The sequence below is a fragment of the Neobacillus sp. PS3-34 genome (genome assembly GCF_030915465.1).
Lineage (GTDB): Bacteria > Bacillota > Bacilli > Bacillales > Cytobacillaceae > Neobacillus_A.
Map to the genome: position 1 here is coordinate 3,414,203 of NZ_CP133267.1, position 15,689 is coordinate 3,429,891.

8 protein-coding genes and 6 pseudogenes are annotated in these 15,689 nt (G+C 40.6%); 13 read left to right on the forward strand and 1 reads right to left on the reverse strand.

Translation table 11 applies throughout. From position 1 onward, the window contains the following. Positions 1-32 precede the first annotated feature (32 nt). The 6 genes and pseudogenes from RCG23_RS26030 to RCG23_RS17715 all read left to right on the forward strand — a co-directional run bounded on the left by RCG23_RS26030 (position 33) and on the right by RCG23_RS17715 (position 6,292). Positions 33-610 (forward strand): annotated as a pseudogene (locus RCG23_RS26030) (FadR/GntR family transcriptional regulator). Positions 611-872: 262 nt separating this feature from the next. Continuing rightward, positions 873-1,742 (forward strand): acetyl-CoA carboxylase, carboxyltransferase subunit beta, encoded by an 870-nt coding sequence (gene accD, locus RCG23_RS17695; RefSeq protein WP_308176759.1) that lies wholly within the window; start codon positions 873-875, stop codon positions 1,740-1,742. Continuing rightward, a pseudogene (gene accA / locus RCG23_RS17700) lies at positions 1,736-2,712 on the forward strand (acetyl-CoA carboxylase carboxyl transferase subunit alpha). The gene accD and the pseudogene accA overlap by 7 nt, the downstream one beginning before the upstream one ends. Positions 2,713-3,027: 315 nt before the next feature. Next, a complete protein-coding gene (pfkA, locus tag RCG23_RS17705) occupies positions 3,028-3,987 on the forward strand; it encodes a 6-phosphofructokinase (RefSeq protein WP_308176760.1) in 960 nt (319 codons plus the stop codon). A 36-nt stretch (positions 3,988-4,023) separates the two neighbouring features. Next, a complete protein-coding gene (gene pyk, locus RCG23_RS17710) occupies positions 4,024-5,784 on the forward strand; it encodes a pyruvate kinase (RefSeq protein WP_308180098.1) in 1,761 nt (586 codons plus the stop codon). 136 nt (positions 5,785-5,920) lie between these two features. After that, the gene (locus tag RCG23_RS17715) at positions 5,921-6,292 is read left to right on the forward strand and encodes an FxsA family protein (protein ID WP_308176761.1); all 372 of its coding nucleotides are present in this window, start codon (positions 5,921-5,923) and stop codon (positions 6,290-6,292) included. Between the two features lie 60 nt (positions 6,293-6,352). Here the strand turns inward: RCG23_RS17715 and ytvI are convergent. Further along, positions 6,353-7,467 (reverse strand): annotated as a pseudogene (ytvI, locus tag RCG23_RS17720) (sporulation integral membrane protein YtvI). 225 nt (positions 7,468-7,692) lie between these two features. Between ytvI and RCG23_RS17725 the strand changes: the two are divergent. The 7 genes and pseudogenes from RCG23_RS17725 (at position 7,693) to pnpS (ending at position 15,595) form a co-directional block, all read left to right on the forward strand. After that, positions 7,693-8,154 (forward strand): DUF441 domain-containing protein, encoded by a 462-nt coding sequence (locus RCG23_RS17725; RefSeq protein WP_308176762.1) that lies wholly within the window; start codon positions 7,693-7,695, stop codon positions 8,152-8,154. 415 nt (positions 8,155-8,569) lie between these two features. Next, positions 8,570-9,690 (forward strand): annotated as a pseudogene (gene citZ / locus RCG23_RS17730) (citrate synthase). Positions 9,691-9,899: 209 nt separating this feature from the next. After that, positions 9,900-11,167: pseudogene (icd, locus tag RCG23_RS17735) on the forward strand (NADP-dependent isocitrate dehydrogenase). A gap of 78 nt (positions 11,168-11,245) precedes the next feature. After that, entirely contained in the window at positions 11,246-12,184 is a 939-nt protein-coding gene (gene mdh, locus RCG23_RS17740; protein ID WP_308176763.1) for a malate dehydrogenase, read from the forward strand. Between the two features lie 125 nt (positions 12,185-12,309). Beyond that, positions 12,310-12,786 carry a MaoC/PaaZ C-terminal domain-containing protein gene (locus tag RCG23_RS17745; RefSeq protein WP_308176764.1) on the forward strand — a complete coding sequence of 159 codons (477 nt, stop codon included), beginning with the start codon at positions 12,310-12,312 and terminating at the stop codon, positions 12,784-12,786. Positions 12,787-13,110: 324 nt separating this feature from the next. Next, positions 13,111-13,826, forward strand: a pseudogene (locus RCG23_RS17750) (winged helix-turn-helix domain-containing protein). Beyond that, positions 13,823-15,595, forward strand: a complete 1,773-nt coding sequence (pnpS, locus tag RCG23_RS17755) for a two-component system histidine kinase PnpS (RefSeq protein ID WP_308176765.1) — start codon at positions 13,823-13,825, stop codon at positions 15,593-15,595. The pseudogene RCG23_RS17750 and the gene pnpS overlap by 4 nt, the downstream one beginning before the upstream one ends. The last annotated feature ends 94 nt before the right edge of the window (positions 15,596-15,689 follow it).

A 15,689-nucleotide genomic window follows, 5' to 3' on the forward strand; every position in this document is an offset into this window, starting at 1 on the left:
TTTATATTGAGATTGTGAAGCATTTGCGAGAAATGATTACAGCCAACAGCTTAAAATCCGGGGATAAAATTCCATCCGAACGCGAGCTTTCCGAGCGCCTGAATGTCGGGCGCTCCTCGGTTCGTGAGGCCTTAAGGGCACTCGAATTATTGGCCTCATTGAAACAAGGCGCGGGGAAGGAACATTTGTCCGTGATTTTCGTGGGAATCATCTTGTCCAGCTTCTTAGCACCTTTATCCTGGAGGATGAAAAGGCAAAAAGGGACGTCATCGAAACAAAATATTATATTGAAATGGACTGTCTCCGCCTGGCCCTTGAAAGAATAGATGAAGACAGCCTGAATAATATAAGGGTTAAGGTTACAAGGACCTCTGTTGTTAGCGATGACGATTTTTTTTACCACATCATTGAATTGGCTGACAATCATTTATTTTTACGAATTTGGATTATTTTAAAAGACTACTACCATTCTCTTAAGTTTAATGAGCCGGTTTCTTCGCGACAGGATTATCTTGATCTGCTTGACGCTTTAGACCAGAAGGATGAAGTGGAAACTCGGGAGGCTTATCGAAAATTAAGAAAATTGTCGATTTCTAACGACAAAATCTAACAGTTTTTTAAGCTTTCATACATTATAGTGAAGAGAAAACTTGGCAATAGCCAAAGTTTGCAGCTATGCTGGAATCTAAATTCTGTTTCAACTAAAATAGACAAGCCTACTCTTTTCGGACAGGTAGGTCCTTTTAATCTTAAGTGGTCTGACCACTTGGGGTGGGGAAAATCCCGCTTTATTTTTCAAATGGGACAGGGATGGATGGAGAAATTTTTAGCCAGGAATGCCTTGGCTTTTTACGAATGAGGGAGGTTTTACTTTGCTTAAAGAACTCTTTACAAAAAATAAAAAGAAAAAGTATGCAACGATTCCTTCGGAAACAGCCAAGCAGGATGTACCGGAAGGAATTATGACCAAATGTCCCGATTGCAAAAAAATTATGTATACGAAAGAATTAACTAAAAATCTAAAGGTGTGTCTGCACTGCGGCTACCATCATCAAATGAACTCTTCAGAGCGTTTGGTAAGCTTTTTGGATGAAAATAGCTTTAGCGGCATTAATGCAGATATGGTTTCTGAAAATCCGCTTCAATTTCCTGATTATCTGGAGAAATTGGAGAAGGACAGACAGAAAACGGGATTAAATGAAGCTGTAGTAACAGGTATAGGCAATGTAAATGGTAATCCTGTAGTTGTGGCAATCATGGATGCTACCTTTAGAATGGGAAGTATGGGTTCGGTCGTAGGGGAAAAGATCACACTTGCCATCGAAAAGGCAGATGAGCTTTCTGTCCCGTTTATTATTTTTACAGCATCTGGCGGAGCAAGAATGCAAGAAGGCGTTCTCAGCCTCATGCAAATGGCAAAAACCAGTGTCGCATTGAAAAGGTTCAGCGACCATGGTGGTTTGATTATTTCCATCATGACACATCCTACTACAGGTGGAGTTTCGGCAAGTTTTGCTTCGCTGGGAGATTTTAATTTTGCTGAGCCTGGTGCATTAATCGGCTTTGCAGGCAGAAGGATCATAGAGCAAACGATTCGTGAAGAGCTGCCGGAGGATTTTCAGACCTCGGAATTCCTCTTAAAGCATGGACAATTGGATGCTGTCATTTCAAGGCTTGAACTGAAGGATAAAATCGGAACTATTCTTGCAATACATCAACCAGGTGGTGAACTTAATTGGTAGGAGAATTAGAATTTGAACGCCCAATTGTGGAATTGAGGAAAAAAATTGCAGAACTGAAAGAGTTCACAAAAACGGCTGATGTCGATTTCTCTACAGAAATTGATAAATTGGAAGTCCGCTTAGAAAAGCTGGAAAAGGATATTTATGATAACTTAAAACCTTGGGATCGTGTGCAAATTGCCCGCCATCCAAACAGGCCAACTACTCTTGATTATATTTCCCTGCTATTTGAAGATTTCTTTGAATGCCATGGTGATAGAGCCTACGGAGATGATGAAGCAATTGTAGGTGGAATCGCAAGGTTTCATGGACTGCCTGTAACCGTAATCGGCCATCAAAGGGGTAAAGACACGAAGGATAATATCCGCAGGAATTTTGGAATGCCACATCCGGAGGGCTACCGAAAAGCCTTAAGGCTCATGAAGCAGGCGGAAAAATTCAAACGGCCTATTATTTGTTTTATCGATACAAAAGGGGCATATCCTGGTAAGGCAGCGGAAGAACGTGGACAGAGTGAAGCGATTGCCCGTAATCTATTTGAAATGGCCTGCTGAAGGTTCCTGTGATTACGATTGTAATCGGGGAAGGTGGAAGTGGTGGTGCCTTGGCACTCGGAGTGGGCAACTATATTCATATGCTTGAGAACTCTACCTATTCTGTTATTTCACCTGAAGGAGCTGCAGCGATTTTATGGAAGGATGCTTCCTTAGCAAAGCGTGCTGCCGAAACAATGAAAATCACTGCACCAGACCTTAAACAGCTTGGAATTATCGATGAAATTATTCCGGAAGTAAAAGGCGGAGCACAAAAGGATGTTAAGGCACAAGCGTCCGAAATGGGAAAAACATTAAAACATTCACTCCGAAATCTTCTTTCCCTAACCGAAGAAGAATTAGTGGCTAATCGTTATGAGAAATACAGAACAATTGGAAAATATTCGTTTTCAAACGAATATATAGGGGTAAATTAAAAACGTGCTCAACATGAGAGCACGTTTATTTTTTAAGCACACATTCATAAAATGTTAACAATTCAGGATATGTATCCGGTTACATTCCTAATTGAAGCGCTTCCATTTAACGGATAATTCCGTCTATTGTTTTTAGCAGTAGTATTAGGTTGTTATAGGTTTTTCTTCATGTTATTTTAGAAATATTCCCGGTTATTATGTTTATAATAACAAATATAACCTCAAGGGATTTTTAAGCTTTATTATTTTTAATTTCCCTTATCATTACGGGGATATTTACATATTTTTCGAATCAACCATTTGGGGTGAAAAGTAATGAAAAAAATTGGTGTATTAACGAGCGGTGGGGATTCACCAGGTATGAATCCAGCCATACGTGCAGTTGTCCGTAAGGCCATTTTTCATGATATGGAGGTCTATGGAGTTTACGGCGGTTATTCTGGTTTAATTAGCGGTAATATTAAAAAATTGGAGCTGGGCTCTGTCGGCGATATCATTCACCGTGGTGGTACAATGCTTCATTCTGCACGATGCTTAGAGTTCAAAACAAAGGAAGGCCAGCAAAAGGGAATTGAACAGCTTAAAGCCCATGGAATCGAGGGACTAGTTGTTATCGGCGGAGATGGTTCGTACCGCGGTGCAAAGGCGCTTACAGAACAGGGTTATCCATGTGTTGGTGTCCCAGGAACAATTGATAATGATATTCCAGGCACTGAATTCACCATTGGATTTGATACGGCTTTAAATACGGTCATTGATGCGATCGATAAAATTCGAGATACTGCGACTTCACACGAACGTACTTTCATTATTGAAGTGATGGGCCGTGATGCTGGTGATATCGCTCTTTGGGCAGGTCTTGCCGGCGGTGCAGAAACGATTTTAATCCCTGAAGAAAATTATGATATGCAAGATATTGCTGCAAGACTACGCAAAGGCCATGAGCGCGGGAAGAAGCATAGTATTATCGTCGTTGCTGAAGGTGTATGCAGCGGAGTGGAATTTGGAAAGCAGCTTGAGGAAGCGACAAATTTTGATACTCGCGTTTCTGTATTGGGCCATATCCAGCGCGGTGGATCACCGACTGCCACTGACCGTGTTTTAGCGAGCCGTTTAGGTGCAAGAGCAGTAGAAATATTGATGGAAGGAAAAGGCGGACGGGCTGTAGGGATCGAAAGAAACCGTCTCGTTGATTATGACATCATTGAAGCTTTAAGCAGAAAACATACATTGGATTTAGATATTTATAAATTATCAAAAGAATTATCCATATAATAATCCGTTTTTTTGAAAGAGGAGGATACACGAATGATGCGCAAAACAAAAATCGTTTGTACGATTGGACCAGCCAGTGAGAGTGTTGAAAAACTGCAAGAGTTAATTAATTCGGGTATGAATGTTTCTAGATTGAATTTCTCACATGGCGATTTTGAAGAGCATGGCCAGAGGATTAAAAATATCCGTGAAGCTGCAGAAGTAACTGGAAAGAAAGTTGCGATTTTACTTGATACAAAGGGACCGGAAATTCGTACGAATAATATGGTGAATGGTGCGATTGAGCTTAAAGCCGGTAATGATATAATTGTTTCTATGACAGAAGTAGAAGGAACACTTGAGAAGTTTTCTATTACGTATCCTGGATTAATTGAAGATGTTCATGTAGGTTCAAAAATCCTTTTGGATGATGGATTAATTGGGTTAGAGGTTACGAAAATTGATGCTGCTTCACAAGAAATCCATACTAAGATTTTAAATAGCGGTACGCTAAAAAATAAAAAAGGCGTTAATGTTCCGGGAGTTTCAGTAAATCTGCCGGGGATTACAGAAAAAGACACTCAGGATATTCTTTTTGGAATCGAGCAAGGCATTGACTTTATTGCTGCATCATTTGTCCGCAGAGCAAAGGATGTATTGGAAATCAGACAGCTTTTAGAAGATAATAACGCTGCTCATATCCACATCATACCTAAGATCGAAAACCAAGAGGGCGTAGATAATATCGATGAAATTCTTGAAATTTCTGACGGCCTAATGGTAGCACGCGGAGACCTTGGTGTTGAAATTCCAGCTGAAGAAGTTCCGCTCGTACAGAAGATGCTGATCAAGAAATGTAACGCTCTTGGTAAGCCGGTCATCACAGCGACTCAAATGCTTGATTCTATGCAGCGTAATCCAAGACCAACTCGTGCAGAAGCGAGCGACGTGGCCAATGCCATTTTTGACGGCACAGATGCCATCATGCTTTCCGGCGAAACAGCTGCCGGTTTATATCCGGTTGAGGCTGTACAGACAATGCATAATATTGCTTCAAGAGCAGAACAAGCCCTGGATCATAAAGAAATTTTATCCAGCCGCAGTAAAGATACTGAGCATAATATTACGGATGCGATTGGACAATCGGTTGCGCACACTGCATTAAACCTTGATGTAAATGCAATCATCACACCAACTGAGAGCGGCCACACAGCTAGAATGATTTCTAAATACCGTCCAAAGGCTCCAATTGTTGCAGTAACTGCAAATGAAGGAGTATCCCGCCGCCTTCAGCTTGTATGGGGCGTTTATCCTCAGCTTGGCCGTGAAGCCACTACTACTGATGAAATGCTGGATGTAGCGGTTGAAGAAAGTGTAAACAGCGGTATTGTAACGCATGGAGATCTAGTTGTGATTACTGCAGGTGTACCAGTTGGGGAAGCTGGAACAACAAACCTGATGAAAATCCATGTAGTTGGAGGAATCCTTGCAAAAGGTCAGGGAATCGGCCGCAAGTCAGCATACGGAAGAGTTGTTCTTGCAAAAAATGCACAAGAAGCTCTTGATAAAGTAAAACCAGGTTCGATTCTGATAACGCTCGGATCTGACCGAGAAATGGTACCTGCGCTAGAAAAATGCAGTGCATTGATTACAGTTGAGGGCGGGCTAACAAGCCATGCTGCAGTTGTAGGATTAAACCTGGGAATTCCAGTTATTGTGGGTATTGAAAATGCAATGGAATTTTTCACTGAAGGCCAGGAAATTACTGTAGACGCCAATAGAGGCGTTATCTATAACGGCCACGCAAGCGTGCTCTAAGTATATATAATGGGAAAGCATATGAACCCTTGAGGATTTCATATGCTTTTTTATTTCAGTATGCTTCTTTTTTGTATTTGCAACAGTATGTATTATAGAATAGCAACAGAAGCCTGTTTGAAAGGAACGAAAAAAGATGCCATATTTGATTTTGCTGATTATCCTGGTGCCTGCTGCTGATATAGGGATTTTGTTATTTTCAGGAAAGACGATTGGGGTACTCCCGACTATCCTCTTTATATTGTTAACCGGAGTGGTGGGAGCTTACCTTGCCAAGAGCCAGGGGCTGAGGACGCTGCGCCGGGCACAGGAAGAGCTTAGGCACGGACAAATACCAGGAGAAGCAGTATTAGATGGTGTCTGCATCCTTATAGGGGGGACGTTATTAATAACTCCCGGTTTCATTACTGACATACTTGGTTTTTTAATGCTTCTTCCTCCAACAAGGAAAATTTTCAAATACCTGCTGAGAAACTCCTTTAAAAAATGGATCAACAGGGCCGAATAAAGATTATTAAATAAATAGATAAAAAAAAGCGCCAATCGTGTGATTTGGCGCTTTTTTCTCTTACACGTCGTTCCCTTTAATAAACAGCCATACGTCACGAAATACATTTGCCCTGTGAAGTGTACTGATTACGACCAGTGTTACACGCCGACAATCAGACCGAGGAACCCAAGGGTCTTGAAGCCAACAAACAACGCGATTAATGTTGCGAGTGGATCCAGTCCGATGCTGGATGACAGGATTTTTGGCTCCATTATCTGCCTTTGGACTAAGACAATTATGTAAAGAACGCCAAGTCCGATAGCAAGCCCCATGTCCCCTCCAATTACCTCATAAATTATCCATGGGACAAAGACCGCTCCTGTTCCAAGATAGGGAATAATATCGACAATTCCGCAAACGAGTGCAATTGTTACTGCATAATCGACACGTAGGATGAGCAGTCCGATTAGAATAATAACAGTCGTAATCGAAATGAGGGTTAGCTGGGCTTTAATAAATCCAAACAGGGCTTTCTTTAAATCGATAAATACTGTCCGGCCGCTCGCAACTGCCCTCTTTGGAAGAAGACGGCTGCCTTTGGCGGAAAGGCGGTACCAATCCTTGCTGATAAAAAAAGTGGCCAGCATTGAAAAAATAATAATGGTTGCTGCATTTGGAAACCAGGCAATAATCGTTGGTATATTGCGAAAAAAGTTTTGAATGAATGCACCAGCAGTCGCACCAATTCTCTTCCCAACATTTTGTATATTCACCATAATTGTATCCTGTTGTCCGGCATCGAGCTTATTGAATGCGCCTGCAATCTTGTTGTAAACTGGAATGATTTGTGAAGCCATAAATTTTTCTATATAAGCAATTAGAGTATCGAGATGCTTTGGTACAACGTTAGCCAAATAATTAGCGCCAGTTACGATTTCTGCAATAAGCAGAGTGACTAGCCCGGCGAAAACCGCAAACAGAATGATGATAGATGTAAATACGGCAAGCGGCAGAGGCATCCTGCTTTTTTTCTCGAAAAAATTGACTAATGGATTGATCATGAATGCAAGAATCAAACCGATCAAAAATGGATACGTTACTTTTGATAAGTAAAAAAATGAAAATGCAGCCACAAGAATGATTCCAATCACAAGCAAGAATCTCACGGTGCGGTATATGTAAACGTGATTCAAATCTCTGCCTCCTTTGAAAAGGGTATATGATATAGATAGTTGTAGTTTATCATTTTATGAAAAAAATGCATAATTTCCCATTGTCATTTTTAAATACGAATATGCGGTAAAAAAGTTTCTGAATAACATAATTAAACTTTGAAAATTTTTTGTGAATGCTTAAAACATCTAAACGCTCAAGGTTGTTATGCTAATATAATTTAAAATTCAACTGGGGTGGGCTCAATGATCAGTGAATCATTTTTATTCCTTATGTTATTATTAGGTATAGGACTCGTTGCTAAAAACCAATCCTTACTGATAGCGATTGCGGTATTAATTTTTATAAAATTGCTGGGGCTTGAAGCCAAAACTTTCTCCTATATACAATCTAAAGGAATTAACTGGGGAGTTACTATTATCACAATCGCTGTTTTGGCTCCCATTGCAAGTGGAGAGATAGGATTCAGAGACTTATCAGGTGCTTTTAAATCACCAATTGCCTGGATTGCACTCCTTTCAGGTATTGCAGTTGCCCTGCTGGCAAAAGGAGGGGTTTCATTGCTTTCTGAAGATCCCCAGATTACAACAGCCCTTGTTTTGGGCACAATCCTGTCAGTCTCCCTTTTTAAAGGAGTTGCTGTCGGTCCTTTAATAGGTGCCGGGATAGCCTATACCGCTATGAAAATCATTGAATTTATTAAATAGTTTTTTGTGAAATAATATTTTTTTTATCTTTTCAGTGCCTTTCCGTTCACAAAAATCAGATAATTGTTTATAATAGGACTTGTAAGCGTATCCTTTTTTACATAGTTCTTATTTATACAGTTAATTACTTGGGAATAATTATTATTCCTGAAGTAAAATTCAGCTTTAATTCCGAGCATCCGCTCAATTAAGATTAAAAGTTTGCAAGAAGGGGAAAAACAAAATTATTCATCGGTCTGTAGATCGACAGAATGAAAGTCTGCTTCATTTAAAAAAGGCTGCAATATGCCCTAACAATGCAGGAAGGCAATGTCTGCCGATAAAATAGAGCGGCTGGTACGTTCTCCAGCCAACAAACGAACTTTTACAGACTAATGGTTAATGGGGATATTTAGAATTAAAGGAGAGATTTAGTATGACAGTTACACGCGGTCTTGAAGGGGTAGTGGCAACATCTTCATCCATCAGTTCGATTATTGATGATACGCTGACATATGTTGGCTATGATATCGATGACCTGGCTGAAAATGCTAGTTTCGAAGAAGTAATATATCTTTTATGGCATCGAAAGCTGCCAACACTTCCTCAATTGCAGGAATTGAAAACTCAGCTGGCAGAAAATGCAGAGCTTCCAAAGGAAGTATTGGAACATTTTAAGATGTATCCTATTGAAAAAGTGCATCCAATGGCAGCACTTCGTTCCGCTGTATCGCTTCTTGGGTTATATGATGAAGAAGCAGATGTAATGGAAGAGGCTGCAAATCTTCGCAAGGCGATTCGCCTTCAGGCGAAATGCCTGCACTTGTTACTGCTTTTGCCCGTGTAAGAAAAGGACTTGAGCCAGTAGCTCCAAGAAAGGATTTAAGCTTTGCTGCTAACTTCCTTTATATGCTGACAGGGAATGAGCCTGACGGTATCGCTGTTGAAGCATTGGATAAGGCACTTGTTTTGCATGCGGACCATGAATTAAACGCTTCCACATTTACTGCCCGTGTTTGCGTGGCAACTTTATCCGATATTTACTCTGGTGTTACTGCTGCCATTGGCGCATTAAAAGGGCCTCTTCATGGAGGAGCAAATGAAGCGGTAATGAAAATGCTGAAGGAAATTGGTACAGTTGTAAACGTTGAAGCATACGTAGGCGAGAAGCTAGCAAACAAAGAAAAAATCATGGGCTTTGGCCACAGGGTTTACCGCAAAGGAGATCCGCGTGCTAAGCATCTTCGTGCAATGTCTAAAAAATTAACAGAGCTAACAGGCGAACCACATTGGTATGATATGTCAATAAAAATCGAAGAAATCGTAACAGGCGAAAAGAATTTGCCGCCAAATGTTGATTTCTATTCAGCGTCAATGTATCATAGCCTCGGCATTGACCATGACCTGTTTACTCCAATCTTTGCTGTCAGCCGTGTATCCGGGTGGCTTGCCCATATCCTAGAGCAGTATGAAAACAATCGCCTAATCCGTCCACGTGCTGAATATACAGGACCAGGAATGCAGAAATACGTTCCTATCGGCGAAAGAAGTTTATAAGGTTCCAGATTTTACTTTTTATCAAAAAATTGGTGTAATGAGAATGGACAATTGAAGGTTAGGGGCTAATGCCTCCTAACCTTTGATTCAGTAATAGCAATAAAAAGGAGCGGCCATTGCCAGCAAAGGCAATGGGGAGCAGCCTGGATTGAATCCGGCAGAGTCCATTTACCGCATCCTTTTTCAACAGACATTGGAGGGAAAAAACAATGCAAGGTGAAAAAATTACAGTAACTAACGGTGTATTGAATGTGCCAAATAATCCAGTAATTCCATTTATTGAAGGTGACGGTACAGGCCTGATATATGGGCAGCTTCTGTCCGCGTTTTGGACGCTGCAGTCGAGAAGGCATATAAAGGGGAACGCAAGCTAGTTTGGAAGGAAGTATTAGCAGGTGAGAAAGCCTTCAATCAAACAGGTGAATGGCTTCCACAGGAAACTTTAGATCAAATCAATGAATACCTGATTGCGATCAAAGGCCCTTTAACAACTCCTGTAGGCGGCGGAATCCGTTCATTGAACGTTGCTCTTCGCCAGGAATTGGATCTTTTCGTATGTCTTCGTCCAGTAAGATGGTTTGAAGGCGTTCCATCACCAGTTAAACGCCCGCAAGATACAGACATGGTAATCTTCCGTGAAAACACAGAAGACATCTATGCAGGTATCGAATACGAAAAAGGATCTGAAGCAGTTAAGAAGATGATCAGCTTCCTTCAAAATGAGATGGGTGTCAAAAAAATCCGTTTCCCTGAAACTTCCGGTATCGGCATCAAGCCTGTGTCTGAAGAAGGGACAAATCGTCTTGTACGCGCTGCAATCAATTATGCTATTAAAGAAGGACGTAAATCCTTAACGCTCGTACATAAGGGCAACATTATGAAATATACAGAAGGCGCATTTAAAAACTGGGGCTATGAGCTTGCAGAAAAAGAATTTGGTGACAAAGTATTCACATGGAACCAATATGACCGCATTAAAGAAGAACAAGGAACAGATGCAGCGAATAAAGCACAGGCGGATGCTGAAGCTTCAGGCAAGCTTATTGTTAAAGATGCGATTGCTGATATCTTCCTTCAGCAGATCCTTACACGCCCGCGCGAATTTGATGTAGTGGCTACAATGAACCTGAATGGAGACTATATTTCCGATGCACTTGCTGCTCAAGTAGGTGGTATCGGTATCGCTCCAGGAGCCAACATCAATTACGAAACAGGACATGCGATTTTTGAAGCGACTCACGGAACAGCTCCTAAATATGCAGGCCTTGATAAAGTTAATCCTTCGTCTGTTATTTTGTCTGGTGTTCTTATGCTTGAACATTTAGGCTGGAACGAAGCTGCCAATATGATTGTGAAATCTATGGAAAAATCCATTGCATCTAAAGTTGTAACTTATGACTTTGCACGATTAATGGACGGAGCAACAGAAGTAAAAACTTCCGAATTCGGCGACGAACTTATTAAAAACATGGAGTAATATTTTAGGGGCTGGATTTTTCAGCTCCTTACATAAATTTTGTCAATTATAATCAATAAGTTCAAGGGGGAGAATCACATGTCATTGAATCGCAAAAAGGTTTCAGTTATTGGCGGAGGATTTACAGGGGCAACAACAGCATTCCTGCTTGCTCAAAAAGAGCTTGGGGATGTAGTGCTAGTTGATATACCGCAAATGGAAAATCCAACAAAAGGTAAAGCGCTAGATATGCTTGAAGCAGGTCCTGTACAAGGCTTTGATGCTAATATTACTGGTACTTCAAGCTACGAAGACACTCGTGATTCAGATATTGTTGTCATTACAGCAGGGATTGCGCGAAAGCCAGGCATGAGCCGTGATGATTTGGTGCAAACAAACCAAAAAATCATGAAAAGCGTTGCACAGGAAATCGCAAAGTACTCTCCAAACTGCTTTATCGTTGTATTGACCAATCCAGTCGATGCAATGACATACACAGTGTTCAAAGAGTCCGGATTCCCTAAAAACCGTGTAATCGGGCAATCAGGTGTACTTGATTCTGCACGTTTCAGAACTTTTGTTGCACAGGAGTTAAACCTTTCTGTGAAGGATATAACTGGATTTGTTTTAGGTGGACATGGGGATGATATGGTACCGCTTGTCCGTTATTCGTATGCAGGAGGCATCCCTCTTGAAACATTGATTCCAAAGGAACGTCTTGATGCAATCGTTGAGCGCACCCGTAAAGGTGGCGGAGAAATCGTTAACCTACTTGGTAACGGAAGTGCCTACTATGCGCCAGCAGCTTCTCTTGTAGAAATGTGTGAAGCGATTTTAAAAGATCAGCGTCGCGTTCTTCCAACCATTGCTTACCTTGAGGGAGAATATGGATACGAAGGTATTTACCTTGGAGTTCCAACAATTCTGGGTGCAAATGGAATTGAAAAAGTAATTGAGCTTGAATTGACTGAAGAAGAAAAAGCTGCTTTGGATAAATCCGCAGAATCTGTTCGCGGAGTTATGGCAGTATTGGCATAATCAAAATAAAATTCGGGGAATCATTTCCCCGAATTTTTTTCTAATGAAATACTAAACAGTTATGAGAACAGTTTAATATAATTTAAAATGAAACCGGTTTCAAAAAAATGGAGGTGCCTTCATTAATGTTATTAGGAAAGAAAAGAAAGCTTGGCAGAAGGATTGAAGAGATGTCAGTTGGTGAAAAGCTTTCTTTTACAGAAAAGATAGAGGACAAGGATCTTCTGCTTTATTTAGGGTTAACTGATGATGCGAACCCTTTATATATTCAGCATGATTATGCATCACAAACTCCCTATCAAAAACCAATTGTTCCGGTTATCATGCTGACAGGAATGATCACCTCAGCCGTTTCTAAATATCTTCCCGGACCAGGCAGCCATATATTAAGTCAGGAGCTGGAGTTTCCAAAGCCGGTTTATCACTATGCAACAATTGAGTTCTTGTTTGAAGTGACCGATGTAAATAAAAAGAATCATTCCGTTGAAATTAACGTATCAGCTGTTAATGAAAAAAATGAACAAGTCATTATCGGAAAAATAAAAGTTTGTCCGCCATTCCGCCTGGAAGGAATGGATGCAAAAGCTCTTGATAATTTTTAAAAGGCCAGCAGGATGCAAAATTTGCATCCTGTTTTTTTTGTTGTTTAGGAAATTATAAAATTAAATGATGTGGATACCTTCTACCATGTTGTATTAATCTAGCTCCAGCGCCCAGCCCCTCGGGGTCATAAGCCAAATCACTCCAGAAATCAGGATTTCCTGCGTGATTCGTCTTATGCCTGTCGGGGCTAACCGGCCCTTGCGCCTTTTGTTCGTTAGATTTACTGAGATACCACAGATTGCGGGCAATTAATTCTTTAGTATATTATAAGTAAGAAGGGTGCTAGTGAAAAACAGGGGTTAATATATTTCGCGGAGGCGTTTATGAAAAATAAAGTGCTTGTTGTTGACGATGAACAATCAATCGTTACACTCTTAAAGTATAATTTGGAGCAGGCGGGTTTTGAGGTTATTACCGCTATGGACGGTGAGGAAGGCAGGCAATTAGCGCTCTCAGAGGGCCGGATATCATTGTTCTTGATTTAATGCTGCCAAAGCTTGATGGAATGGAAGTATGCAAAGAACTCCGGCAGCAAAGGGTCATGACACCTATTCTCATGTTAACGGCAAAAGATGATGAATTCGATAAAGTCCTTGGCCTTGAGCTGGGAGCGGACGATTATATGATTAAGCCTTTCAGCCCAAGGGAAGTAATTGCCAGAGTAAAAGCAATTTTAAGGAGAACGCAGGTCCTTCCTGAAACGAAGGATCAGGAAGCAGGATTAGCTGATGCGATTCTTATAGGCGAATTAAAAATATTCCCTGAACAATATGAAGCGTTATTCAAAGGGGAAAAATTAGAATTAACGTTGAAAGAATTTGAATTGCTTTTATTTTTAGCGCAAAATAAAAATCGAGTTTTAACACGTGACCAGCTTTTAAGTGCAGTTTGGAATTATGACTTTGCTGGTGATACCAGGATTGTTGATGTCCATATATCTCATTTAAGAGAAAAAGTAGAAACAGATACAAAAAAACCAGCCTACATAAAGACCATTCGGGGACTTGGCTATAAGCTGGAGGAGCCAAAAGGGGTATGACCAAATTTAGGACTAGGCTGCTGTTTGCCCTTATTACTCTCATTATTTCCGTTCTGCTTGGGTTAGGGCTGCTGCTGGGACAGTTGTTTAAAAACTATTATTTGCACTCATTTGATGATCGTTTGAAAAAGGAAAGCAATCTTTTAAGCATGCATATTGTAAATAACGGCGGTATTGCTTTATTGGATAAACAGGAATTAATAAAAACCAGCCGGATACTGGAAACGAGGATTACTCTATCTGATAATCAAGGAAGAATATTATTTGACAGTGGTAAAACAACTGGAAAAAATAAAAGCCGCCATGAGCAAATTATAAAAAAAGCAGTAACAAAGAAGTCAAATAAGCAAAGTAAATTGGAAACCAGCAGCGGAAATGAACTTCATTACTACGGGAAGCCGATTCTATTAAATAATAAAATAACTGGCTATGTTTTTTTAAGCGCGGAAGCGGATGAGCTAAAAAAAGCATATCGGCAAATATGGTGGCTCCTGTCGATCAGTTTGGGACTTGCATTAATCGTTATTATTTTGCTTGGATTCCGGATAACGACCAGATATACAAAGCCGATAGAGTCTGCAACACATGTAGCGATTGAACTTGCCAAGGGGAATTATCGGGCAAGAACATATGAAGACCGGTTGGATGAAACCGGTATGCTAAGCGCTTCCATTAACGTATTGGCGCGCAATCTCCAGGAAATGGTCAAGGCACAGGAAATGCAGCAGGACCGCCTTGGTGCTTTAATCGAAAATATGGGGAGCGGTCTCATCTTAATAGACAGCCGCGGATATATAAATTTGATTAACAGGGGCTATAAAGAAATTTTTAAAGCGAACCCAGCAGATTATTTATACCAGCTTTATTATGAAGTGGTTGAACATAAAGAGGTCTGCCAATTAATAGAGGAAGTTTTTATGACTGAACAAAAGGTAAGCAGGCAAATGCACCTTCCTCTGGCAATTGAAAGAAGATATTTTGATGTTTACGGGGTCCCCATTATCGGTTCAGACAATGTGTGGAAAGGTGTCTTACTCGTTTTTCATGATATTACCGAACTGAAGAATCTGGAACAAATGAGAAAAGACTTTGTGGCCAACGTATCCCACGAGCTAAAGACTCCGGTGACTTCGATTAAAGGATTCTCTGAAACGCTTCTTGAAGGTGCCATGGACGACAGATCTACGCTGGAAGCTTTTTTATCGATTATCCTTAAAGAAAGTGATCGTCTGCAGTCATTGATTCAGGATTTGCTTGAACTTTCGAAGATAGAACAGAATGGTTTTATCCTGTCCGTTCAGGAATTTGATTTGCTGTCCACTATTGAAGAGGTCTTAACCATGCTTAGAGGGAAGGCGGAAGCGAAAAGCATTCACCTGGATTTTGAATGCTCAAAGGACAGCATTCTGATTGAAGGGGATGCCTATCGCTTAAAACAGGTATTGATCAATTTGATTACGAATGCCATTTCGTATACTCCGGCCAATGGAACGGTTAAAATCACAGTTCAGAAAAAAGGGGATAAAATTCGTATTCAAGTTAAAGATACCGGAATCGGAATAGAAAAGAAGGAGATTCCGAGGATTTTTGAACGCTTTTATAGAGTTGACCGGGCAAGAAGCCGAAATTCAGGCGGAACCGGCCTTGGGCTGGCGATTGTTAAACATTTAGTTGAAGCCCATCACGGTAAAATTTCTGTAAAAAGTGAAGTTGGCTCAGGCAGTGAGTTTATTATTGAACTGTATCAGGCTTTTCCGAAGGAAAAGTAAAGAATGAATGAGGGCTTTCGTACTTTCCACCACCATGACTGGGTACAGAAGAATTTACAGAAACTTTACACTCGTTTCATTATCCATTAATAGT

Excerpts from the sequence above, each read along its gene's own strand:
- pyk (WP_308180098.1), top strand. The coding sequence starts at position 4,024 with ATGCGCAAAACAAAAATCGTTTGTACGATTGGACCAGCCAGTGAGAGT.
- RCG23_RS17725 (WP_308176762.1), top strand. The coding sequence starts at position 7,693 with ATGATCAGTGAATCATTTTTATTCCTTATGTTATTATTAGGTATAGGA.
- pfkA (WP_308176760.1), top strand. The coding sequence starts at position 3,028 with ATGAAAAAAATTGGTGTATTAACGAGCGGTGGGGATTCACCAGGTATG.
- RCG23_RS17745 (WP_308176764.1), top strand. The coding sequence starts at position 12,310 with ATGTTATTAGGAAAGAAAAGAAAGCTTGGCAGAAGGATTGAAGAGATG.
- pnpS (WP_308176765.1), top strand. The coding sequence starts at position 13,823 with ATGACCAAATTTAGGACTAGGCTGCTGTTTGCCCTTATTACTCTCATT.
- RCG23_RS17715 (WP_308176761.1), top strand. The coding sequence starts at position 5,921 with ATGCCATATTTGATTTTGCTGATTATCCTGGTGCCTGCTGCTGATATA.
- mdh (WP_308176763.1), top strand. The coding sequence starts at position 11,246 with ATGTCATTGAATCGCAAAAAGGTTTCAGTTATTGGCGGAGGATTTACA.